The sequence below is a fragment of the Nocardioides panacis genome, assembly GCF_019039255.1.
Classification (GTDB): domain Bacteria; phylum Actinomycetota; class Actinomycetes; order Propionibacteriales; family Nocardioidaceae; genus Nocardioides_B; species Nocardioides_B panacis.
The window spans coordinates 540,935-562,744 of record NZ_CP077062.1 but is presented as its reverse complement, the minus strand read 5'-3'; the positions used below and the strand labels follow the sequence as shown (position 1 = coordinate 562,744).

Annotated in this window: 20 protein-coding genes and 2 pseudogenes; 10 read left to right on the top strand and 12 right to left on the bottom strand. The window is 73.5% G+C overall.

Annotated elements, in window-relative coordinates:
* Positions 1-22: 22 nt before the first annotated feature.
* Positions 23-355 carry a TfoX/Sxy family protein gene (locus KRR39_RS02850; RefSeq protein WP_216940614.1) on the top strand — a complete coding sequence of 111 codons (333 nt, stop codon included), beginning with the start codon at positions 23-25 and terminating at the stop codon, positions 353-355.
* A gap of 201 nt (positions 356-556) precedes the next feature.
* Here the strand turns inward: KRR39_RS02850 and KRR39_RS25860 are convergent.
* Positions 557-1,510: pseudogene (locus KRR39_RS25860) on the bottom strand (FAD-binding protein); the annotation flags it as partial.
* 226 nt (positions 1,511-1,736) lie between these two features.
* Between KRR39_RS25860 and KRR39_RS02840 the strand changes: the two are divergent.
* Together KRR39_RS02840 and KRR39_RS02835 are read left to right on the top strand one after the other, a co-directional pair.
* Positions 1,737-2,882 (top strand): glycoside hydrolase family 6 protein, encoded by a 1,146-nt coding sequence (locus KRR39_RS02840; protein WP_216940613.1) that lies wholly within the window; start codon positions 1,737-1,739, stop codon positions 2,880-2,882.
* 367 nt (positions 2,883-3,249) lie between these two features.
* Positions 3,250-3,819 (top strand): SGNH/GDSL hydrolase family protein, encoded by a 570-nt coding sequence (locus tag KRR39_RS02835; RefSeq protein WP_216940609.1) that lies wholly within the window; start codon positions 3,250-3,252, stop codon positions 3,817-3,819.
* A gap of 19 nt (positions 3,820-3,838) precedes the next feature.
* On the opposite strand, the gene KRR39_RS02830 is transcribed toward KRR39_RS02835, so the two are convergent.
* Entirely contained in the window at positions 3,839-4,189 is a 351-nt protein-coding gene (locus KRR39_RS02830) for an MmcQ/YjbR family DNA-binding protein (protein WP_216940606.1), read from the bottom strand.
* 65 nt (positions 4,190-4,254) lie between these two features.
* Between KRR39_RS02830 and KRR39_RS02825 the strand changes: the two genes are divergently transcribed.
* Positions 4,255-4,431 (top strand): hypothetical protein, encoded by a 177-nt coding sequence (locus KRR39_RS02825; RefSeq protein ID WP_216940603.1) that lies wholly within the window; start codon positions 4,255-4,257, stop codon positions 4,429-4,431.
* 53 nt (positions 4,432-4,484) lie between these two features.
* On the opposite strand, the gene KRR39_RS02820 is transcribed toward KRR39_RS02825, so the two are convergent.
* Positions 4,485-5,879 (bottom strand): hypothetical protein, encoded by a 1,395-nt coding sequence (locus KRR39_RS02820; protein WP_216940593.1) that lies wholly within the window; start codon positions 5,877-5,879, stop codon positions 4,485-4,487.
* A gap of 152 nt (positions 5,880-6,031) precedes the next feature.
* Here KRR39_RS02820 and KRR39_RS24230 point away from each other — a divergent pair, with 152 nt between their 5' ends.
* The 5 genes and pseudogenes from KRR39_RS24230 (at position 6,032) to KRR39_RS02810 (ending at position 9,400) form a co-directional block, all read left to right on the top strand.
* Positions 6,032-7,045: a metallophosphoesterase family protein gene (locus KRR39_RS24230; RefSeq protein WP_254185474.1), complete on the top strand. Its 1,014-nt coding sequence runs from the start codon at positions 6,032-6,034 to the stop codon at positions 7,043-7,045.
* Between the two features lie 185 nt (positions 7,046-7,230).
* Positions 7,231-7,728, top strand: a pseudogene (locus tag KRR39_RS24225) (LssY C-terminal domain-containing protein); the annotation flags it as partial.
* An 82-nt stretch (positions 7,729-7,810) separates the two neighbouring features.
* Positions 7,811-8,395 (top strand): LssY C-terminal domain-containing protein, encoded by a 585-nt coding sequence (locus tag KRR39_RS24220; protein WP_254185822.1) that lies wholly within the window; start codon positions 7,811-7,813, stop codon positions 8,393-8,395.
* 208 nt (positions 8,396-8,603) lie between these two features.
* Positions 8,604-8,738 (top strand): hypothetical protein, encoded by a 135-nt coding sequence (locus KRR39_RS25495; protein ID WP_302053541.1) that lies wholly within the window; start codon positions 8,604-8,606, stop codon positions 8,736-8,738.
* Positions 8,735-9,400, top strand: coding sequence for a hypothetical protein (locus KRR39_RS02810; RefSeq protein ID WP_216940590.1), 666 nt, complete (start codon positions 8,735-8,737; stop codon positions 9,398-9,400). Before KRR39_RS25495 ends, KRR39_RS02810 begins: the two co-directional genes overlap by 4 nt.
* 21 nt (positions 9,401-9,421) lie before the next feature.
* Here the strand turns inward: KRR39_RS02810 and KRR39_RS02805 are convergent, their stop codons facing one another.
* Entirely contained in the window at positions 9,422-9,973 is a 552-nt protein-coding gene (locus KRR39_RS02805) for an HdeD family acid-resistance protein (protein WP_216940588.1), read from the bottom strand.
* A 190-nt stretch (positions 9,974-10,163) separates the two neighbouring features.
* Here KRR39_RS02805 and KRR39_RS02800 point away from each other — a divergent pair, with 190 nt between their 5' ends.
* Positions 10,164-10,577, top strand: coding sequence for a DUF7144 family membrane protein (locus KRR39_RS02800; protein ID WP_216940586.1), 414 nt, complete (start codon positions 10,164-10,166; stop codon positions 10,575-10,577).
* 353 nt (positions 10,578-10,930) lie between these two features.
* Here the strand turns inward: KRR39_RS02800 and KRR39_RS02795 are convergent, their stop codons facing one another.
* From KRR39_RS02795 to KRR39_RS02760, 8 genes are all read right to left on the bottom strand, one after another.
* The gene (locus KRR39_RS02795; protein ID WP_216940584.1) at positions 10,931-12,463 is read right to left on the bottom strand and encodes a chromosomal replication initiator protein DnaA; all 1,533 of its coding nucleotides are present in this window, start codon (positions 12,461-12,463) and stop codon (positions 10,931-10,933) included.
* A 253-nt stretch (positions 12,464-12,716) separates the two neighbouring features.
* The gene (locus KRR39_RS02790) at positions 12,717-13,058 is read right to left on the bottom strand and encodes an SHOCT domain-containing protein (RefSeq protein ID WP_254185473.1); all 342 of its coding nucleotides are present in this window, start codon (positions 13,056-13,058) and stop codon (positions 12,717-12,719) included.
* A 161-nt stretch (positions 13,059-13,219) separates the two neighbouring features.
* A complete protein-coding gene (locus KRR39_RS02785) occupies positions 13,220-14,866 on the bottom strand; it encodes an MFS transporter (RefSeq protein ID WP_216940580.1) in 1,647 nt (548 codons plus the stop codon).
* Between the two features lie 22 nt (positions 14,867-14,888).
* Positions 14,889-16,376: a DUF2252 domain-containing protein gene (locus tag KRR39_RS02780; protein WP_216940577.1), complete on the bottom strand. Its 1,488-nt coding sequence runs from the start codon at positions 16,374-16,376 to the stop codon at positions 14,889-14,891.
* Between the two features lie 59 nt (positions 16,377-16,435).
* Entirely contained in the window at positions 16,436-16,888 is a 453-nt protein-coding gene (locus KRR39_RS02775) for a DUF6325 family protein (RefSeq protein WP_254185472.1), read from the bottom strand.
* Between the two features lie 143 nt (positions 16,889-17,031).
* Complete coding sequence (locus tag KRR39_RS02770; protein ID WP_216940574.1) at positions 17,032-18,324, bottom strand: YhjD/YihY/BrkB family envelope integrity protein; 1,293 nt, start codon at positions 18,322-18,324, stop codon at positions 17,032-17,034.
* 10 nt (positions 18,325-18,334) lie between these two features.
* Positions 18,335-18,835 (bottom strand): hypothetical protein, encoded by a 501-nt coding sequence (locus tag KRR39_RS02765; protein ID WP_216940572.1) that lies wholly within the window; start codon positions 18,833-18,835, stop codon positions 18,335-18,337.
* 106 nt (positions 18,836-18,941) lie between these two features.
* Complete coding sequence (locus tag KRR39_RS02760) at positions 18,942-21,656, bottom strand: helix-turn-helix transcriptional regulator (protein WP_216940570.1); 2,715 nt, start codon at positions 21,654-21,656, stop codon at positions 18,942-18,944.
* Between the last annotated feature and the right edge of the window lie 154 nt (positions 21,657-21,810).

Below are 21,810 nucleotides of genomic sequence, written 5' to 3'. Positions count from 1 at the left end.
AGGCCCGCGGCATACTGTCGAGATGGCGTACGACGCGGAGCTCGCGGACCGCATCCGCGACGTCCTGCAGGGCGAGCCCGACCTCACCGAGAAGCGGATGTTCGGCGGGCTCGCCTTCCTGGTGCGCGGGCACCTCGCGGTCAGCGCCAGCGGCCGCGGCGGGCTGCTGCTGCGGGTCGACCCGGCGCTCACCGACTCGCTGGTGGCCGCCCCGCACGTCCGGCGGTTCGAGATGCGCGGCCGGGAGATGGACGGCTGGCTGCACGTCGACGACGAGGTGGTCCGCACCGACGAGCAGCTCGCCCGGTGGGTCGGGCACGGGCTGGACTACGTGCGGACGCTGCCGACCGGCTAGGCCTCGGCCGCGGCGAGCAGCCCGTCGGTGAACGGGTTGGAGAACTTCCGGCCCGGGTCGCGCTCGGCCCGGAGCGCCGCGAAGTCGGCCAGCCGCGGGTGGACGCGGAGCAGGTCCTCGCTCGTCAGGGTGAAGCACTTCCCCCCAGTGCGGACGCGCCCCCAGGCCGGCGAGGGCCGCCTCGACGTGCGGCAGCACGGCGTACACGGCGGGCTCGTCCCGCAGCCAGGTGAAGTGCAGGCCCACGGTGTCCTGCCGGTAGGCGCCGCTGAGCCACAGGTCGTCGGCGGCGATGGTGCGGATCTCACCGGCCTGGAGGACCCGGGCGAGCAGCGGCGCCAGGCTCCGCAGCGCGGCGAACGCGGCCCGGGCGTGCCGACGGGGCACGAAGTACTCGCTCTGCAGCTCCTCCCCCCGGCTCGGCGTGAACGCCATCCGGAAATGCGCCAGCCGGTCCTGCCAGGGACCCGGCACGCCGAGCTGCTGGGTGACCGCCTCGGTGGGTGCGCCGGCCAGCATGTGCAGGGTCTCGCCGGCGGGCTCGGCGCCGAACAGCTCGCGGACCGGGGACGTGCCGCGGCTCTTGACCCAGGCCTGGTCGACCCGGTCGCCCCAGCGGGTGAACAGGCTCACGCTGTAGGCGGAGCCCATGATCTCCTCGAAGTGCCCGTCGAGGGTCTCCCAGTCGAGCCCGGTGAACTGGGTGCTGGTGACCTCGAAGGTCGGCTCGACGTCGAGCACGAGCCGGGTGACGACGCCGAGCACGCCGAGGGACACCACGCCGGCGTCGAAGCCCGGGTCGCCGCGCCGCAGGGTGGTGAGGTCCCCGTCCGGCCCGACGACGTCGAGGGCCCGGACCGACGCCGACAGCGTGGTGTTGGCGTCCCCCGACCCGTGGGTCCCGGTCATCACCGCGCCCGCCACCGAGATGTGCGGCAGCGAGGCGAGGTTCGCCAGCGCCCAGCCGCCGCGCTGCAGGTGCTCGGCCACCTCGCCGTAGCGGCAGCCCGCCCCGACCGAGACCGACCGGTCGACGCCGTCGACCTCGATCTCGGACGGCAGGGCGTCGAGCTCCACCAGGTCGCCCTCGCTGTCGGGGAGCGCGGTGAAGGAGTGCCGCGAGCCCAGCGCCCGGATCCGGTCACTGCGCGCCACCAGCGCCTGCAGGTCGGGCACGGACGCGGGGCGATGGACGCGGCGGGCTCCGTAGGTCACGTTGCCGGCCCAGTTCTTCGCCACTCCAGTCACTCCGGTCACTCCGGTCCTCACTCGTGCACTGCCGTGCCGCTCCCCGCAGTCTGCCCCTCGACCCGAAGGCTCACATGAGCGACCCACCGGCCGAAGAGAACCGCATCTGCCCGTGCCACGCCGTGGAGTCCCGATGACCCGTTCCGCCCGTCCGTCCGCCCGTCGGCTGCGCCGGCTGCTGGTCCCGCTGCTCGCCGGCACCGCCCTCGTCGCCGGGGGCCTCGGCGCCTCCTCGGTGGCGCTCGGCACCCCGGCCGCCGGGCACCCGGCCGCGCGCACGGCGTACGCCGCCGGCAACCCGCTCGCGGACCGCCCGTGGGGGGTCTACCAGGGTCGTGGCGACCAGGCCTGGCAGCCGTACGCCGCAGCGACCGGAGCCCGCAAGCAGCTGCTCGCCACGATCGCGCTGCGTCCGAAGGCGAAGTGGTTCGGGGCCTGGATCCCGAACACGCAGATCGCCGGCAAGGTCCGGGCCTACGTCGCGGCGTCGCAGGCCGGGAACCCCGAGGCGCTCGTGCAGCTCACGCTGTTCGCCATGAAGCCGTGGGAGCACGACGCCTGCCGGCGCCTGCCCACCGCCGCCGAGCAGGCCTCCTACGCGGACTGGACGAACCGGGTGGCCGACGCCCTTGGGGACGCCCACGCGGCGGTCGTGCTGCAGCCCGACGGCCCCTTCGCGCTGTGCGCGCCGGGCGGCTCGACCGTGCCGTCCTCGATGATCGCCGCCGCGGCGCGCCGGCTCTCCGCACAGCCGAACACCAGCGTCTACATCGAGGCCGGCTCCGCGGACTGGCCGGCCCCGGGCCGGCAGGGCGGGGTGGACGCCGCCGTACGCCTGCTGGTGCAGGGCGGGATCGGCTCCGCCCGCGGCTTCGCGCTCAACGGGACGCACTACTCCTCGACGGTCGACGAGGTGGCCAGGGGCGCCGCCATCGTCCGGGCGCTCGAGGCCCGCGGCATCGTCGGCAAGCACTTCGTGGTGAACACCTCCTCCAACGGTCACCCGTTCACCTTCGGCTCCTACACCGGACCGGACCCGGACAACGCGTTCGTCTGCAGGACCCGCTCCGACCCGCTGGCCCGGACCTGCGTGACCCTGGGCATCCCGCCCACCACGGAGGTCGCCGACCCGCGGTGGGGACTGCCCGCGGCGACGCGGGACCTGGCCGCGCAGTACGTCGACGGGTACCTCTGGTTCGGGCGCCCGTGGCTCTACCGGCAGGCCGACCCGTTCGTGATGGCGCGGGCCCTGCGACTGGTCGCCTCCACGCCGTACTGACCCGCGCGGCGTAACCCCGCGGCCGGTGGAGCGTTGCTCCCTGCGACCCCCCTCGTCGACCCAGGGAGACCCATGCGCCGCACCGTCGTCTCGCTCCTGACCGCCGCGGCCGGAGTCGTGGCCGCGACCGTTCCCGCCGCGGTGCCGTCCGCCGCCTCCGAGAGCCCGCTGCGGTACGTCGCGCTGGGCGACTCCTACAGCGCCGCCTCCGGCGTCCTCCCACCCGACCCGGCCGCCCCGCCGTCGTGCCTGCGCTCGACGCGCAGCTACCCCCACCTGGTCGCGGCGCGCACCACCGCCCAGCTCACCGACGTCACCTGCGGCGCCGCGCAGACCAAGGACTACTTCACCTCCCAGTCCCCCCGGTGTGGCACCGCAGCTGGACGCGCTGAGCGGCGACACCCAGCTGGTCACGATGACGATCGGCGGCAACGACGGCAACACCTTCATCGGCTCGATCCTCTCCTGCGGCACGGCCGGGCTGTCCACGCTCGGCCAGGGCAGCCCGTGCCGGGACCGCTACGGCTCCTCGTTCGCCGACGCGATCCGGACCAGCACCTACCCGGCGCTCGTCAGGACGCTGCAGGCGGTCCACGCGAAGTCCCCGACCGCCGACGTGGCGATCCTCGGCTACCCGTGGATCCTGCCCGAGACGGTCGGCTGCTTCGACCGGATGCCGATCGCCACCGGGGACGTCCCCTACCTGCGCGGCATCCAGGCCACCCTCAACGACGCCGTGCGCCGGGCCGCCGCCGCGACCGGGTCGACGTACGTCGACCTCTCCGGCGTCTCGGAGGGCCACGACGCCTGCCAGCCGATCGGGGTGCGCTGGGTGGAGCCGGTGCTGCAGGGCACCAACCCGGTCGTCGTGCACCCCAACGCGCTCGGCGAGTCGCGGATGGCGGCGCAGACGCTCCGGGTCCTGCACGTCGGCTGACGCCCGTCCCCGACCCCGGTCAGGTCGGCAACCGGTCGTCGCGGGCGGCGACGAGGTCGTCCGGGGCGGTCAGCCGCCAGGCCTCGAAGGCCAGCTCGGCGAGCTCGTCGCGCTCGACCCCCGCGAGGCGCAGCACCACCCAGCCGAACCCGCCGGAGGTGAACTGCACCTCGAAGACGTCGGGCCGCTCGGCGACCAGCGACAGCTGCTCGGCGACGGTCTGCTTGAGCCCCACGGTGCTGGTCGCCGGCCACAGGTAGCCGAACGTCCGGTCGCCGACCATCACCCTCACGTAGCGGCCGTGGTCCGTGCGCCGGACCTCCGGCAGTTGGTCCACGAGCTCGAAGAACTCCGCGATGCGTGTCGGCACCCGCTCATCATCTCGTGCCCCGCCGACTGCTGACGTGGGCCCGTCCGGGGACTAGCGTCGTCGGCGTGACGACGTACCGCTTCCTCGACGGCATGGGCCAGGTCGTGACCGAGGCCGCCTTCGACGCCCACGCGGACGCGCTGGCGTGGGCGGCCGGCGACGACGACCTCGAGGAGGTCCAGCGGGTGGAGTACCTCGGGCCCGAGGGCGACTGGCGGTGGGCCGGCCCGTTGCTCGGGTGACGCCGGCCGCCAGACGCGCCGGGTCAGGCGGGGGAATCGCGGTGGCTCGGGGCTCAGCCGACCGGGACCGTGTTGAACCAGTAGCGGCTCCTCGTCTTGACGGCTTGTCCGGAAGGAGCATGCCGGCCGTCCGAGCCGAGCACCACCAGACCGGACCTGTCGTCGACCACCTGCTTGGTCGAGGTCGGGTTGTTGATCCGTCCGCTCCCGCTGAGGACGGGCGTGCCCAGACCGGGTCCGAACTCGATGTGGTCCACGTCGGACTTCTTGTAGTACACCGCCCCGCCCTCCTCGGGGACGACCATGAACAGGTAGACCAGCCGCTTCTCGGCGGAGAGCACCACCAGGGGCCGGGTGTACAGCTCCTCGACCGTCCCGGCCACGTGCGCGGCCCAGCCGGAAGCGGAGCGGACCAGGAGCACGATGAAGGGCTGCCCGGCCACCCGGTTCGCCGTCTTGACGGCGACGAACACGCGGCCGTCCGGCAGTGCCTTGAGGCTCATGTGGTCGTTGGCGCAGCCACGGGAACAGCCGCTGAAGTGATGGCCGTAGGCGACCTCGATGCGCCAGGCCCGGTCGTCTGCGGCGTCGTCGTGCACCGCGAAGTAGAACGTCCGGGTGTTCTGGTTGCTCCAGAAGACCCCGACCTCGCCTCCGGCGAACGCGACGACCCCCGAGGTGTCGTCGGAGTTGACGCGGGCCGCCGGACCCGGGAGCACGAACGGTCTGCCCCAGGACCTGTCGCCTCCCGTGGTGCGGTTGACGAAGACCTTCCGCAGCCGCGTGTACGTCACCCACAGCTGACCGGTCGAGTCCTCGTCGAGGGTGATCGACTCCGATGCCCCGGAGTGGATCCGGACCGGGAAGCCCGGGTCGCGCACGTAGGTCTTCCTGTCCGGGCGGTAGCTGAACCGCTGCAGCACCGCCGACCCCGCGCGGACCTGACGGGCGGTGGGCGGGCTGCCCCAGCCCGACTCGTAGGTCGTGCCCGTCGCGACGTACAGCTTGTGCCCGTCCCACAGCGCGTCCGCCCGCGCGCCGTCACGGCCGTCCACGACCACCCCGGTGTTCACCCAGACCCGGCGCCGCGGATCCAAGCGGTGGATCAGCGTGGCCCCGGCCCGGGTGTCGTACAGCAGTCCCCACCAGCGGCCGTCGTGGAACCACAGCTTGCTCTGGGTCTTGTCACTCGTCGGCGACCGCCCGCCGGGTGGAACCTCCGGGCCTCGCCGCCCGACGACCCGGTCCAGGTCCGGCACCTGCGTCGCCCGCCGGGCCGTCGCCGTCGCGGTCGTCGTCGGTCTCGGGGTCGGGGTCGCCGACCGGGCCGCGCGGGGCGGCGGCTCCGCCTCGTCCTCCCCCGCGCCGGGACCGAGGAACCCCACTGCGACCACGGCCACCAGCGCGGTGGTCACCGCCGCCGGTCCGAGCCACTGTTTCTTCGTCATGCGCCTCCCCTCCCAGGCGGGTGTCGCGCAGGGCCCGCCGTCCGAACCGGAAATGACCCGCGCGGACGACGCGCACCACAGCGTCACGTGGTAGCAATCTATGAGGCGTCGGCTCGGGGGGCCACCCGTCTTGTCACGATTCGGAGGTTGCGTTGAGAGCGTCGCGCGTGTGGCTGGCGGCCGCCTTCCTCCTCCTCGCGGGCTGCTCCGGGGCCGGCGACCGGTCGGGCGGCCCGGTGGGGGGCCACGAGGGCGGCCAGGCCGGAGGGGCCCGGGGCAGGACCGTGCACCTCGCCGCCGTGGGCGACATGAACGGGGAGCGGACCAGCGACCCGTCGTCGGCCTCGGGCCGCAACGGTGCGTCCATCGCGGCCGCGCTGAAGGCAGGCACGGTCGACGCGTTCCTCGGCCTCGGGGACTTCCAGTACAGCACCGCCTACTGCTCGGACTACGTCGACTACTGGGACCGGCTGTGGAGCGGCACCAAGCCGTACCTCTACTGGGTCAGCGCACCGAACCACGACTGGGAGCCCGACCGCAACGAGGACCTCGACAACTTCATGAACGGGCAGTGTCCCGGCGACACCACCCGGTCGCGGGCGAACCGGCAGATCGGTTGGATCGGCAACGGCGACCCCTACTCCTTCGACCTCGGCAGCTGGCACTTCGCGATGCTGAGCTCGGCACTGTGGCGCTTCGACCCGGCCCGCGCCCGCGAGGTCACCGACTGGCTGGACCGGGACCTGGCCCGGGCGACGAAGGCCGGACAGCACCTGGTCGTCGTCCACCACGACCCGTACTTCACCTCGGACACCGACGCCCACAGCCGGAGCACCGAGGTGAAGCCCTGGATCGACGTGATCGACAAGTACGACGTCCGGCTGACCCTGTCCGGCTCGCAGCACAACTACGAGCGGTCGTGCCCGGTTCTGTCCGACGACACCTGCACCCCCGACGACGGCACCGGCACGACGGCCTTCCAGGTCTCCACCGGCGGGATCGGGCTCCGCGCGTTCACCTCCTCCCCCGCCTACATCGTCCGCCAGTTCAGCGACACCCACGGCTGGCTGCGCCTCACCCTGCGGCCCGACGGCGGCTTCTCGTGGAAGTTCGTCTCCGTGGCCGGGCCGGGGACCGACTCGGGCAGCCGGCCGCCGCCCGGCTAGGGACTTCGGTCCCTGCCGCAGCGCCGCCGCGCTTCGGAACACTGGCCGACGTGCCCGGCACCCGGCCCCGCGACCGCCCCTCGCCGCTCGAGGTGCTGGACGGCGCCGCCTTCGCGCTCGCCGGGGCCGCGGCCACCTGGCTGGCCCTGCTGATCCTGCGCGAGGGCCTGACCCTGGGCTGGCGGATGCTGCTCGTCGTGGCCTTCTGGGTGATCGCCGCCTACCTGGCGCTGCCGCGGGTGCACCGGGTGCTGACCTACCTCTACCTGCCGAGCTACTTCATCGGCCGGGCCCGCACCTCCGACGGGCTGCTCGGCGACCCGGTCAACCTCGCCCTCCGCGGCGACGAGCAGCAGGTTCACGAGGTGATGGAGCGGGCCGGCTGGGTGCGGGCCGACGAGGTGACCCTCGCCAGCAGCGTGCGGATCGTGAGCACCACGCTGCGCCGGGTGAGCTACCCCGAGGCACCGGTGAGTCCCTTGCACCTCTTCGAGCGGCCGCAGGATTTCGCCTACCAGCAGGAGGTCGCGGGCAACCCCGCGCAGCGCCACCACGTGCGCTTCTGGCACTGCCCCACGGGCTGGATGCTGCCCGGCGGACAGGCCGTGGACTGGCTCGCGGCCGGCACCTACGACCGCACCGTGGGGCTGTCCCTGTTCACCTTCCAGGTGACGCACCGGATCGCGCAGGACATCGACGTGGAGCGCGACTTCATCGTCGCGGGGGTCACCGCGACCTCCCCCCGAGGTCACCGTGCACCGGCTGGTGAACTTCTCCACCGGCTACCACTCGCACAACGGCGGCGGGGACCGCATCGAGACCGACGGCGACCTGCCGGTCCTCGAGCTCGCGCGGGTCGAGGCTCCCCCGAGGCCGCCGGCGCCGCTGCCGCCCCCGATCCTGCGGGCGCCGCCGCCGACGGTCTTCGGCGCCGCCGTGGCCGCGGGGCGCGGCCTGCTGTCCCTCGCCGTCGCGGGGCTCGTGGCGGTGTCCGGAGACGCCTCGGGGCTCGTGGGCAGCGACGCGACGGCAGCCACCGTCACCGCCACCGTCCTGGCCTTCGCCGCGGTCGGCCTGCTCGACCTGTGGCTCGCCCGGGCGGTCGTGCGGGGCAGCACGGCGGCCCGGGTCCTGCTGCTGCTGCTCAGCACGGTGTTCATCCTCGACACGGCGGTCAGCAACCTGTCCGGCGGCCCGCGGCCGACGCTGGGCAACGGGCTGCCGGCGGTGACCCTGAGCATCCTGCTGATGCTCGCGCTCAGCAGCACCCGGGCCCGCGAGTACGCCGCCGCGCGTGGTCCCGCCACCCGGACCCCCGTCACCCGGACCCAGCCGTCGCCCGGCAGCTGACGGTGCCTGCTGGTCGTCGGGGAGGCTCCGCCGTCGAGGATCAGCGGTGGTCGCGGCGCCCCTGCCCGGCGACATTCTCACCCCCGAGGGGTGAGGCCGCCGCCCCGCGGGCGGTCCTACCGTCGAGGGCACACGCCGGTGAAGGCCGTGGACAGGCGCGGCACCCGCCCACGGGTGGGACGGGCACCGTCGTCCCGAGGGAGCGGACGTGACGAGACTCCAGGTGACGCCGTTCCTGAGCGAGACCACCGCCGGGACGCACGTCCCCCGCCCCTCCGCGAAGCCGCCGGCCGGCCACCGCAGCGGGGCCCGTGCGGTGGCCCGCACGAGGCACCTGCCGTGAGCGCGCCGCACGCCGCCGGACCGGTCCGCCGCTCAGCGGCCGACCGGCTGTGGCGCGGCTACGTGGTCGCGCTGACCGGGGTCGGCCTCGTCAGCGCCGTGCTCACCTGGGGGTGGGGCGGCCCGACGAGCGCGCTGCTGGCGGTCGGGGTGCTGGCCGCGCTGGTCCGGTGCTGCCTGCCCGAGGTCCCCGGCCGCCTCACCGCACGGACGGTCGCCGACGTCGGGCTGACGGCCGGGGCGTGGACCGTCGCGGTGGCCGGGCTGGTCGCCGTCCTCCGGCTCACCGGGCTCTTCCTGCTGCTGCTCGCGGTGGCCGGGCACCCCGCCGTCCGCCGGAGGCTCCGCGGCAGCCCGCCCGCGCCGGTCGTCACCGCGCTGCCCGCCGGCGAGCCGGACCCGGCGCAGCCCGACACGCTGCCGCGCGAGGCGTTGTCGGACCTCGAGGACGAGGCGCTCTGCCAGGCCTGGCGCCGCAGCTTCCGGCTGCTGGAGACCACCCACGGGGCCGAGGAGCGGGCGTCGCTCGCGGAGCTGCGGGGAAGGTACCTCGACGAGCTCGACCGGCGGCACCCCGACGGCGTCTCCCGCTGGCTCGCGTCGGGCGCCCGGGCCGCCGGGAACCCGCTGCCCTTCCTGGCCGACAGCGACGGGCCGCCGTGAGCGGCAGCCCGGCGACCCCGGTCAGGTGGCCGAGGCGATGCGTCCCGCGCGCGCCGTGCCCAGGGTGTCGCGCCCGACGATCATGATCGCGACGCCCTCGGCGAGCAGCTCCACGCCGAGCATGATCCCGAGGAACACCAGGGACGCGTCCACGAGGTTGAACAGCACCAGCAGGCCCAGGAACGTCGACACCACGCCGCTGACCAGCAGCGGCACCCGGGCCGCCGGCGTCTGGAACGCCGCCACCAGCCGGGCGAGACCGGTGGCGAGGAACATCGCGCCGGCCACCAGGGTGACGGTGACGGCCGCCGCGTGGGTGTGCCGCAGGAAGACGATGCCCAGCACCGTCATCAGCCCGCCGCCGAGCGCCCCGAGCCAGAACCCGTCCTTGCCGATCCGGAACAGCGTCGCCGCCAGGGTGACCACGCCGCCGGCGAAGAGCAGCCAGCCCAGGAACAGCAGCGAGACCTTGGTGGCGACCAGCGTGTGCCCCAGGACGACCAGCCCCAGCAGGACGATCAGTGCTCCGAGGATCAGGTCGCTGGCGGTCCGGCCCTGCGCGTGCTCGGCCATGTCGGGTGCTCCCGTCGTCCGTTCCCCACCGTGCGGGTGCACGGTGGATGTACCCCCACGATGAACCGGCAGCCACCCGTCCACCTCGCCCGCAGCGGGTGATCCAGGCGCCCCGGGAGGTCCCTAGCGTCGGGGCATGAGCTCCGTGCCCGGTCCCGTCTGAGCACCTCGTCCCGAGAGAGGAACCACCATGTCGAACATCAGCGGAACCCGAGCGGTGCCCACGGGATGGGTCGGCTGGGTCGTCTTCGCCGGTCTGATGATGATCATCAACGGCTTCATGAACGCGATCTCGGGCGTCGCGGCGATCGCGAAGGACGAGGTCTACGTGGTCGGTCGGCACGCGTCGGTGCTGCTCGACGTGACGGCCTTCGGCTGGATCCACCTGGTGCTCGGGATCGTGGTCGCGACCTCCGGCTTCTTCGTGATCCGCGGCGCCTCGTGGGCGATCGCGGTGGCCGTCGTCGTCACGTCGCTGAACATGCTCACGCAGATGATGCAGCTCCCGTCGTACCCCTTCTGGGCGCTGCTGATCATCACCATCGACGTCCTGGTGCTGTGGGCGCTGATCGTGCACGGGAGCGAGGCGACCGAGCTCGAGTAGCGGGAGCACGCACGGGCGAGGTCGACGTGATGGGTCCGGTGTGGGCCGTGCTGTTCGGGGTGCTGGGTGGCCTGCTGGCCGAGCTCGGCGTGCTGCTGCGCTGGACCCTGGCGGCACCCGGGGTGATCGGCACGCACCTGCGCCGGCCCGGCTACTACCTGGTGGGCGGCCTGTGGGCGCTGGGGTCCGGGATGCTCGCCGCGGTCGTGGCGACCGCCGTCTCGGTGGATCCCCCCACCGCCGTCGTGATCGGCGTCTCGACCTCTCTGGTCCTGCAGTGGTTCCTGTCGTTCCGGCTCCGCCCGGCCCTGCCCGCGGCCAGCACCTCGATCCGTGCCGCCGACCTCCGGCGGTCACCGGCGGGGCACCGGGTGCGCGCCTGGTCCTTCGTGTGGCCCTCGGCACTGGTCGGGGCCATGTTCACCGTGCTGGTCTGCTGGGTGCTCGCGCGGACGCTCAGCCGCGAGCTGGCGCTGGGGATCGGGATCGTGCTGGTCGTGTCCCTGGGGGCGGTCGGCCTGGTGCTGCGGGGCATCGGCGACGAGCTCGACAGCCTCCGGCTGCGGGCGCTCGGCTACTACCTCGGGGCGCTGGCCTACGCCGCCACCGCGAGTGTCGCGCTGTACAACGGGCTGCCCCAGCTGCTGCAGATGTGAGGACCGGACCCTCACCCGGCCGCCCGGCCGGCCGGCTCTCCAGGCGCAGCGGACGGCTCCCCCTCCGCGGGCGGGCGGCCCAGGAACTCCACCACGAACAGCGCCACCACGGTGACCACGAGCAGGGTGAGGGCCGACGCCCCCCGTCGGGTGCGCCTGGAGCAGGTAGACGAGCACCGCCACCCCGACGATCACGCCGCGCAGCGCCGGCCGCCAGCGGTAGACCGCCGCGCCGAACGGACCGGTGTCCAGGCCCGCGTGCTCGGCGCCGCCGCGCAGCCACCCCACGCCGCGGGAGAGCGCGGTCCGGGTGGTCGCCCCGGCGGGACCGGTGACCCAGGCGCCCGCCGCCACCGCCAGGGCGACCACCAGCACCGCGCGGAGGTTGAGCCGGATGAACCCGACCAGCTGGTCGTAGATCGCGGCCGCGGCAGGCGTCGGCAGCACCCGTGGGTCGATCGCGTTCAGGTACACCGGTCGGAAGATGTTCAGGGCCGCACCGAGCACCAGCATGGACGCGGCCACCGCGACCGCCGACCAGATGAGCGTCTGGCGGCGCCGGCGGGCGACGTACACGGCGAGCGCCAGCAGGAGCAGGGCCAGCACCGGCAGCCAGCGGGCCAGGGTGTTCAGCAGCCGGAACACCGTCTGTGCCTTGGTCAGGTCGGCGGACTGGAAGATGGTGAACTGCGCGTTCACGGTCGGGATCCGCTCGGCGAGGGTGAAGCCGCGGTCGCTCAGGCGCTTCTTGACGACGTCGATGATCGCGGCGAGGTTGATCGACACGGTGTCGCCCTTGACGTTGACGGTGTCGGTGCCCTCCCCGGACAGCACCGCGACCATCTGGGCGTGCGCCTCCCGGTTGGCCTGCACCCAGGCGGCGGCGAAGACGTCGGACTGCACCAGCTTGGTGATCTGGTCGTGGACGAAGGACTGGATCCCGCTGGCCAGCGGGGCGGAGAGCGCGTTCAGGCCCACCGCGACCCGGGGCGGGAGGCCCTGGGCGGACAGCGCCGCGACCGCCTCGTCGGTGACCGCCTTGACGTCGATCCGGGCGAACAGCTCCGCGGTCACCCGGTCCGCGACCGCCTTCTGGACGGCCGGGTCGTGCGCGAGCGGCGCCACCGTCTCGACGTAGCGGTCCGTGTCGGCCACCTCGTCGTGGGCCCACCGAGCCACCACGGACGCCGGGGCGAGGACCGCGGCGACCAGCACCAGCGTCACCACCACGACCGGCCGCCACCAGCCGCCCTGGCGGGCGCGCGGGGCCGGCGGCGGCGCACCGTCCGGAGCTGCCGGCCCGGGCTCCGACGAGGCCAGCCGGGCACGGAGCTCGGTGACCTCGCTGCGCAGGCGCTCCAGCTCCTGCTGGTCCTCCGCGTCGGGGGGGCGTCCCGGTCGGGTGCGGCTCGGTCATCGTGGGCTCCCTCGTAGAGCGTCGTCGACCCGGTGCGGGAGGTCCCTCACGGCGGCCCCCGGCGTCTCAGCCGAGCGTCTTGGCCTTGGCCTTCTCGTAGTCCTCCTCCGAGAGCACACCTTCGCTGCGCAGCTCGTTGAGCTTCCGGAGCTCGTCGGCCGTGCTCGTCGACGTACCGGCGGCGTCCCGGACGTAGGCCTTCATCTGCTCGTCGTGGGCCTGGGCGGCCTTGAGCGCGCGCTCGTTCATCGACCGGCCGCGCACGATCAGGTACACCAGGGCACCGAGCCACGGGATGATGATGATGAACAGGGTCCACAGCGCCTTCGCGCCACCACCGAGCTCGTGGTCGCGGAAGATGTCCCCGAAGATGGCGATGATCATCCAGATCCACACCACCAGAAGCATGAACCAGAACATCGAGACTAAGACGTCCCCTAGACCGAAGTCACCAGACATGTGGGCTCCTTGTGCTCACGGGCCGGACGCGGCGTCCGGCAGCCACAGAATCCCGATCCGGGGTGCCGCCCGGCATCCCCCGGAACGGATGAACCTTCCCCGGGCGCCCATCAGGTCGCTCCCGCCTCGCGGGCACGGGGGTCCGCGTCCTCGCCCGGCTGGCGGGTGGGGAGGTTGCGGCTCGCCAGCAGCGCGAGAAGCGCCAGCACGGCCAGCGACGCCAGGGCCGCACGCAGCCCGGCCAGCCGCGAGCTCTCGTTCTCCGAGACGATCGCGTCGGTGGTCGCCTGGTCCAGGTCGGTCGCGGCGAGCGCCTCGGTCAGCTGGGCGTCGGAGATGAACGGCACCCCGCCGCCCAGCTGGACGTTGGCCTGGGCGACGACCTGGTCGGGCACGGCGGGGTTGGACTCGATGCCGGAGAGGAAGGAGCTGCTGAGGGCGGAGATGAGCAGCGCGCCGGTGACCGCGGTCCCGATCGACGACCCCAGGAACGAGACGCTGTTCTGCAGACCACCCACCTCGGCGCTCTTGTCGTCCGGCACGGAGGACACCGTCACGCTGCCCAGCTGGGACGCGAGGGCGCCGATCCCCAGCCCGGCCAGGAGCAGGGGCAGGGTGACCACCTCGGGACCGACCCCGACGTCGAGGGCGGCCAGCAGCGTGACCGTGCCGACGAACAGCAGGACGAAGCCGGTGCGCACCACCCGGCGCGGGGACGCGTGCGGCATCACCTTGGGCACCCCCACCGCCGTCACGAGCAGGGCGATCGACAGCGGGAGGATCCGCACCCCGGTCTCGACGGCGGTCAGTCCCAGTGCCACCGAGAGGAACAGCGGGACCACGAAGAAGAGCCCCGACTGCAGCAGGTACTGGAAGAAGAACGACGACAGGCCGGCCCGGAGCGCGCGGCTGTCCAGCAGCCCGGGATCGATGAGCACCGGCCGGCCGGCCTCGTGCTGGCGCCCCTCCCACTCGAAGAAGGCGAGCAGGATGAGCCCGCCGGCGAGGACCAGCCAGACCACCGGCGAGAGACCCAGCCACACCGGCGCGTCGGCCTTGGGTCGGACCAGCCCCCAGGTGCCGGCGCGGAGGATGCCGAAGACCACGAGGCCCAGGCCGCTCGCCGAGAGCACCGTGCCGACGACGTCCAGCTTCGCACCGCGGTCGGCGGGCACGTCGGCCATCCGCCGGGCCAGCAGCACGATCCCCGCGACGATCAGCACCTCGCCGGCGAACACCCACCGCCAGGAGGCGTACGTCGTCAGCACTCCCCCGATCAGCGGCCCGAGGGCGACCGCGATCGCGCCCGACGCGGCCACCAGGCCATAGGCCCGGGGACGTTCCGCGCGCTCGAAGTTCGACGCCACGAGAGCCACGATCGCCGGCATGATCAGCGCCGCGCCCACGCCCTCGAGGACCGACCAGCCCACCAGCAGGACCGTGAGGTTGGGGGCGACGGCCGTGGTCGCGGAGCCGGCGCCGTAGATCAGGCAGCCGGTCGCGAAGGCGCGCTTGCGGCCGATCAGCTGACCGACCTTGCCGCCGGTGATCATCAGCGAGGCCATCACCAGGGTGTAGAGCGTGATCGCCGACTGGATGCCGGTCACGCTGGTGTCGAGGTCGCTCGCGACGGTGGCGATCGACACGTTCATCACCGAGCTGTCGAGGGCCATCACGAACTGGCCCATCGACAGCGTGAACAGGACGGCACCGGTGGACGCGGTCGGGACCGAGGTGCTGGTCGGGCTTCCGGTCATCGTCGCGTCCCGGGCCGGCACGTCACGCGTCGTGCGCGATGACGATCCGCCCGTCCTGGGCGGCCCGCATGAGCTCGAGGTAGTCCGCCTCGTTCTGCTCGGCGTAGGCACGGGCGAAGTCGCCGACGGCGAGGTCGAAGACGTCGCCCTGCCCCAGGTAGGCCGCGATCGCGCAACGGTCACCCGACCGGGCGTGCCCGCGCGCCAACGTCCAGCCGCAGATCTGGCCGTAGATCGCCAACGTCGCCGGGCTCTGCCGCTCCACGTCGACCGAGATCTTCCAGTCCCACAGCTGCCGGACGTAGAAGTCGTGCTGCAGCCCGTCCAGCGCCAACGACCGGGTCCAGCCCAGGAAGACGTCCGAGCTGGCCTGGAGCAGCTGCTGGCCGACCACCACGCGCTGCCCTTGGTTGCGGTAGCGGCTCTTGCCGGTGAAGGGCGCCAGCGCCGAGTCGGTGGCCTCCTTGAGCTGCAGCATCAGCGGCTCCTGGTCGAGCCCGGACATCAGCAGGGCCCAGGTCCGGGTGCCGACGCTGCCCACCCCGACCACCTTGCGAGCCACGTCCCCGTAGTGGAACTGCTCCAGCAGGTGGCGGATGCTGGCCGGCAGGGTCCGCCGGTAGCTCCGCAGCGTGTCGGCCACGATCCGGTCGAACTCGCCGAACTCCTCGCTGGACAGCAGGTCCGCGACCGGGACGACGAGGGGCGGGTCGCTGGTGATCCGGGCCTGGCCGTCCACCATCTCGGTGAGCCGGCCGGCGGCACGGGCGCTGTCCCGGGTCATCGCCTTCTCCACCTGGCGGTCGAACCGCTTGAGCGCCTTGGGACCGGCCTGCTCGCCCCACCGCTCGCGCACGTCGTCGGAGCCCAGCCGGGAGTACCAGACCTGCAGCGTGGTCATCGCGGCGAACTCCCGCATCGCCTGCCGGTAGGCCGCGCACGCGGACTGCACGGCCGTACGTCGCTCGCGCTCGTCGAAGCCCCGGTCCCGGCCCGCGACCTCGAGGCTGGTGGCCAGCCGCTTGACGTCCCACTCCCAGGGTCCCGGGATGGTCTCGTCGAAGTCGTTGAGGTCGAACACCAGGTGCCGCTCGGGCGAGGCGTAGCCGCCGAAGTTCGAGAGGTGCGCGTCCCCGCACAGCTGGACCTGGATGCCCGTCGTCGGGGTCGACGCCAGGTCCGCGGCCATCACCGAGGCGCTGCCCCGGTAGAACGAGAACGGGGAGGCGAGCATCCGCCCGTTCCGCAGCGGGACCAGCTCGGGGATCCGGTCGACGCTGTCGTCGACCAGCCGGTCCACCGGGTTGGTCCGGCCCGGGGGCGTCTCCCAGACCGCGTGGCTGCTGCGGGGCACCTCGGAGCGCAGCCCCTTGCCCAGCATCCACCGCAGCTCCCGGGTCGTCGGGCGCTCGAACCGGCCGCCCGGCCAGCTGCCCCCCGGGCTGCCGGCGTGCTCGCGGGCCGACGGTGCGAGGAGCTTCTCTTCCCCGGCCAACAGCGATCCCGACATGAGGTCTCCTTGAGGTAGCGGCGTGCTGCTTCGGTCCCCGGGGCCGGCCTCCCCGCGGCTCACACGGACGTCTCGGCGGCCTCCAGGTCGTCGAGGGTGGCGAGGACGTCCTCGACCGGGATCCGGCCTCCGGCCACCAGGACGCCTCCGGCCCGCCGGACGGCGGAGACCAGGGGTGCGGCCCAGGTGTTCTCGTAGACGAGGATGCCGGCCGAGCTGCCCGGGTCGATCACGGCGGCCGCGGCGTCCACGTCGTCGTCACCGATCAGGCCGGAGGAGGCGCCCTCGAAGACGGCGAGGTCGAGCTCGCCGTCGCCGTCCAGGTCGGCGACCTCGACCATGACGGTGGACCCGTCCAGCTCGCGGCGCACGAACACCAGGTCCAGGACCCGGATGGTGCCCGCGTCGACCAGGTCGACGAGCCTCGCCAGGGCCTCGCCCTTCATGCGGTTCCCCGGGAACTCCACCACCAGGTAGTCGACGGGACCGATCTCGGGTGTCTCGGTGCTCACGCTCGACCTCCTGGGTCCTGCACCCACCCGCCGGACCGCCCGGTCGCAGGTGCTCGTCGTGGTCACTGTGCGGTCCCGGCCACCCGCCGGGCATCACCCCCGGGGGATGAGACCGGGTGGTGGCGCGGCACGACCGCCGGCGGTCAGCGGGTCCGGGGCCCCTTCCCGACCTGGACCACGGGCCGCAGGACGAGCTCGAGCACCGTGGTCACGACCGAGATCACCAGGGCGCCCAGGATGCAGCTGCCCAGCCCGTCCGCGTCGAGCTGGTCGGTGAGGCCGGCGGTCACCGCGAGCAGCACCCCGTTCACGACGAGCGCAAAGGTGCCCAGCGTCAGCAGGGTCAACGGCAGCGCGACCAGGTGCAGCAGCGGCCCGAGCACGGCGTTGACCAGGCCGAGCAGCAGGCTGACCACCAGGAGCGTCAGGAACCCTCCGGGCACGGAGATGCCGGGCACGATCGCGGTGGCCGCCCAGACCGCGGCCGCGAGGATCAGCCAGTTGACCAGGACCCGGAACAGGATCAGCAGGTCGCTGCTGTTGAGGCCGGACGCCGCCGCCTGCGGGTCCACCGTCGGTACGTCGCCGGCCGGGTCGAACAGCGCGTACCTCGTCTTGAGGGCCACCACCCAGGACTCGCGCGACGCGTCGAACTCGGCGCCGACGGCGGCGCTGGCGACGAGCACCCCGCAGGCCGCCAGCAGCCACCCGATCAGGGCGATGGTGATCCCGAACATCCCGAACTCGTTGGTGTACTTCGTGACCATCGGCGGCATGTAGATCGTCGTCGCCACCCCGAAGACCGACGTGCCGACCGCGGACACGGCGCCGCCGAAGAGCAGCCGGCGCCAGTGCACGCGGCGGTTGAGCAGCAGGTACGGGATCGACGTCCAGAGCACGAGGCCGGCGGTCGCCGAGATCGGCAGCATCCACAGCCAGTCCCACGGGAGGTGCCGCACCAGGGAGCGCACGCCGTAGAGCACCAGGATCTCGGTCAGCAGGGCCAGCAGGCCCAGCGCCGCGAACAGGTTGCTGCGCACGCCCGCGGCCGGCTCGTCCCACGCGGCGCGGTACATCTTCTGGATCCGCCGGGTGAACGAGACACCGGAGATCACCACCAGGAACGCGCTGAACACGCTGAGGCTGCTCGTCGCACCCTCCGGCGTGGTGAAGAGCTGCTCGACCGCGGCCGCGGCCGACCCCTCCAGACCGAACTTGGTGATCAACGTGCGCGACACGATGTCCTCGGCCCCGGCGGGCGCCAGCGTCGAGACCAGGATCAGCAGCGGGATCAGGGCGGTGAAGCACTGGGAGCTCAGCACGATGCAGCGGTCGATGCCCTCCATCGACAGGAAGCGGCGCGCGCAGCGCCCCAGGAAGGAACCCCACAGCCGCAGGGACAGGGCCGCGAGGTCGTCGGAGGGCAGGTTCAGCACGTCACCCTCCTCAGTGCAGGACGACCTTGAACCAGATCAGCACCAGGCCCAGCAGCCCGCCGGCGAAGGAGGCCAGCAGGCAGCCGGCCCACCCCGCACCGCGGGGCTGCAGCCAGACGAGCGGCGTCACGAAGAGCACCACGACCCCGGACCACATCGACGCGTAGATCGCGCGCTGGTCGTCGACGACGTTCAGCACGCCCAGCGACAGGACCGCGAGCGGGACGACGACGCCGCCGAGCACGCCGCGCTCCTGGACGAGCGCCTTGCGCAGCGCGGGCGACCAGGCCAGCCCCGCCGGGCCGGTGTCGGCGAGGACCGAGGAGTAGACGTGCACCCCCCACACCACCAGGCTGGACACGGCGGTGAAGACCAGCAGGCTGCCCGCGGACGCGCCGCCGTGGGAGGCGCCGGCGATGACCGCGATCACCGAGACCGTGCCGTAGACCGCGCGGTCCACCGTGTGCCGCGCCGCCACCAGGTGCGGCACCAGGACGCTCGTCAGTCTCACCAGCGCTCACACACCCGTCCGTCCGACCACACCGAAACGCCCATTCTCGGCCGTCGGGCGCGGTACGACGTCACCCCGCAGGGGTGAGGCCCGGCGGACGGCGGGCTCAGGGGCGCAGCAGGTCGAGCTCGCGGGCCCGCCGGACGGCCGCGTTGCGGCGCGACACCCCGAGCTTGCGCAGGATGCTGCGCACGTGCGTCCGGATCGTGTTGACCGAGACGAACATGGTGGCCGCGATCTCCTCGGTCGTCAGCAGCTCGGCGAGGTGCCCGAGGACCTCGAGCTCCCGGCTGGTCAGCTTCTCGACCACGGGTGCCTCGTCCTCGAGGTCCCGCGGCCGCGGCGCCGACGCGGCTGATCGCCCCGGCGTGGCGCGTGCCGGTCGCGGGGACCGGGCCAGCCAGGGGTTCTCGGCCTGCAGCAGGGGGTCGCCGGCGACCAGCTTCCTGACGTCGGCCGAGGCGTGCCGGAAGGGCGTCCGGAGCCCGTGCCGGGAGGCCAGCCGGAGCGCCCGGTCCACCGCCGACCTGGCGCGCAGCGACGAGCCCGCGCGCAGCTGCCGGGACGCCTCCAGCAGCCAGCCCGCGACCTGGGTCGCGAGGGGTGCGTCCTTGTCGAGCAGCTGCGGCAGCAGCTCGCCCGCCAACCGGTCGTCCCCGCGCTCCAGGGCCACCTCGACCCGCACGAGCGCCACGTCCCGCTCGCTGCGGTCGGCCTGCACGTCCTCCACCTCGAGCAGCGCCACGTCCGGCTCGCCGGCGGCCAGCCGGAGGTGCGCCCGCGCCACCCGCAGCTCGTCGGCCATCCAGCCGTGGCGTCCGGCGGGACCGGCGGCCGCCTGGTCCACGACGGCGAGGGCTCCGGGCACGTCGCCCCGCGCGGCCTGGACCCCGGCCGTGACGACCGTGAGCAGGGTGTCGGCGAGGGGGTCGTCGAACACCGGGGCCGACAGGCGCGCGGCCGCGACGTGGTCGGAGGCGCCCCGGAGGTCGTCGCGCTGGGCCGCGATCCAGGCGCGTGCCGCCGCGGCCCCCGTGGGCCGGTCGGTGGCCGGCAGACCGAGACCGTCCGCCAGGTCCGCCGACCGCTTCGCCAGCGCCTCCGCACGGGTCAGCCGGCCCCCGAAGCAGGAGAGCACGGCCATGCGTCCCAGGTACTCCAGCAGCAGGCCCTCCTGGCCCGGCCGGGTCAGCACGCCCGCGCCCGCAGCCAACGCGTCGTAGGCCTCGGCCAGCCGGCCCGCGCACGCCAGCGCGTCCCCTCTGCTCACGATCACCAGTGCGACCAGCTCGGGACGCTGCTCGACGCGGAACCGGTTGTCCCGGGCGCTCATCGTCTGCTCGACCTGCTCCACCAGGGCGAGAACCGGCCCCGGGTCCCCGAGGAGACGGGCGTGGACGACCTGCAGCACCTCGATGGTCAAGGAGACGGCGCGGTGGTGCAGTCCCGGCTCGGGCGGGACGAGCATCTCCGCCAGGTCCACCTGCTCCCCGAAGCGCTCCCGGTCCCCGCCGCCGAGCGCCAGCACGGCGCGGACGATGCACACGGCCGGGTTGACCAGCTCCTCGGGCAGGTCGGCGAGGATGCGGGCCAGCGGCCCCGTCGTACCGCCCAGGAGCAGCTCCCCCACGGCCAGCTCGTCCACGACCTCGGCCGCCGCGTCCACCCAGGCCCCGATGGCCACGTAGTGGCTCACCGCCTCGGCGAGGAGCCCCTCGCGGGCGAACCACGTGGCCGCGCGCCGCTGGAGGTCCTCCATCCGCTCCGGCGACTCGAACGCCAGCTCGGCGCGCAGCATGTCGCGGAAGAACGGCTGGTAGCGGTAGAAGCCGTCGTGCTCGGGCACCGGCTCGACGAAGGCGTTGGCCTTGGTGAGCAGCGCCAGGGTCCGTCCGGCGGCCCGGCCGCCCAGCTCCTCGGTCAGCCCCGGCTGGAGCGTGTCCGCCACGCTGGTGCTCAGCAGGAGCTCGCGGACCTCCGGCTCCTGGGCGTTGAGGACCTCCCCGAGCAGGTACTCCGCGATGTTCCCGCGGTCCCCGGTGACCTCCTCCACCCCCTGGTCGGGGTCGTCGCAGGCCGCGAGGATGCGCGCCGCGAACCGCAGCCCGACCGCCCATCCGCCGGTCCGGGTGTTCAGCGCGCGGACCGAGGCGGGGGCCAGCGTCACCCCGCTCCGGACCAGCAGGTCGGACGCCTCGTCGTCGGTGAACGCCAGCTCGGCGATCCGCAGCTCCGCGACGCTCTCCTCGAGCCGGTAGCGGTAGAGCGGCAGCACGGGGTCGCAGCGGGTCACGAACACCAGGCGCAGGCGGTGGCCGCTGTGCCGCAGCAGGAAGTCGAGGTCGGTCGCGATGTCCTTGTCGACCAGCTCGTAGCCGTCGACCACGAGGGTGACGCGCTCGGGGAGCCGCGCGAGCGCCGCGGCGAGCGACAGCATCAGCTGCCGGTCCACGGGAGCGTGGCCGGACACGAGCGGCGTGGGCACCGCCAGCCGCTCCAGCCCCCCGACCACGGCGGGCCAGAAGGCCTCGTCCGGCGCCTCGAAGGTGACCCAGGCGGTCCGGTCCAGGTCCCCGGAGCGACGCACCCAGTCCGCCACCAGCGAGGTCTTGCCGGTGCCGGCGGGTGCGCTGAGCAGGACGAGGGGCACCGACCCTGCCTGGTCCAGCATCGACGTCAGCCGGGGACGGCTGGCGTACTGCCCGGTCAGCAGCGGGACGCCGTACCACCCCGGCCCGGACGCCTGCTCCGGCGCCTGCTCCGGCGCCGGGTCCTCCTCCGCCGGGGCGGGGCGACGACGCGAAGACGGCTGTCGGTCCATGTGTCCGTGGCTCTCTCTCGACAAGTCCCCGTGCTCGCACACCGATCTTTCTTTGTGCCGGCGGGGCCAGGGGGCGGCTCCCCGCCGCGAGTGCACCTGCGGCAACGCTATTGCGAGCCCGGGGAGTTCGCATGACCACATCAGGTCATCGAAT

Excerpts from the sequence above, each read along its gene's own strand:
- KRR39_RS02850 (WP_216940614.1), top strand. The coding sequence starts at position 23 with ATGGCGTACGACGCGGAGCTCGCGGACCGCATCCGCGACGTCCTGCAG.
- KRR39_RS02800 (WP_216940586.1), top strand. The coding sequence starts at position 10,164 with ATGTCGAACATCAGCGGAACCCGAGCGGTGCCCACGGGATGGGTCGGC.
- KRR39_RS02780 (WP_216940577.1), bottom strand. The coding sequence starts at position 16,376 with ATGTCGGGATCGCTGTTGGCCGGGGAAGAGAAGCTCCTCGCACCGTCG.
- KRR39_RS02840 (WP_216940613.1), top strand. The coding sequence starts at position 1,737 with ATGACCCGTTCCGCCCGTCCGTCCGCCCGTCGGCTGCGCCGGCTGCTG.
- KRR39_RS02820 (WP_216940593.1), bottom strand. The coding sequence starts at position 5,879 with ATGACGAAGAAACAGTGGCTCGGACCGGCGGCGGTGACCACCGCGCTG.
- KRR39_RS02760 (WP_216940570.1), bottom strand. The coding sequence starts at position 21,656 with ATGGACCGACAGCCGTCTTCGCGTCGTCGCCCCGCCCCGGCGGAGGAG.
- KRR39_RS02790 (WP_254185473.1), bottom strand. The coding sequence starts at position 13,058 with ATGCTTCTGGTGGTGTGGATCTGGATGATCATCGCCATCTTCGGGGAC.
- KRR39_RS02805 (WP_216940588.1), bottom strand. The coding sequence starts at position 9,973 with ATGGCCGAGCACGCGCAGGGCCGGACCGCCAGCGACCTGATCCTCGGA.
- KRR39_RS02785 (WP_216940580.1), bottom strand. The coding sequence starts at position 14,866 with ATGACCGGAAGCCCGACCAGCACCTCGGTCCCGACCGCGTCCACCGGT.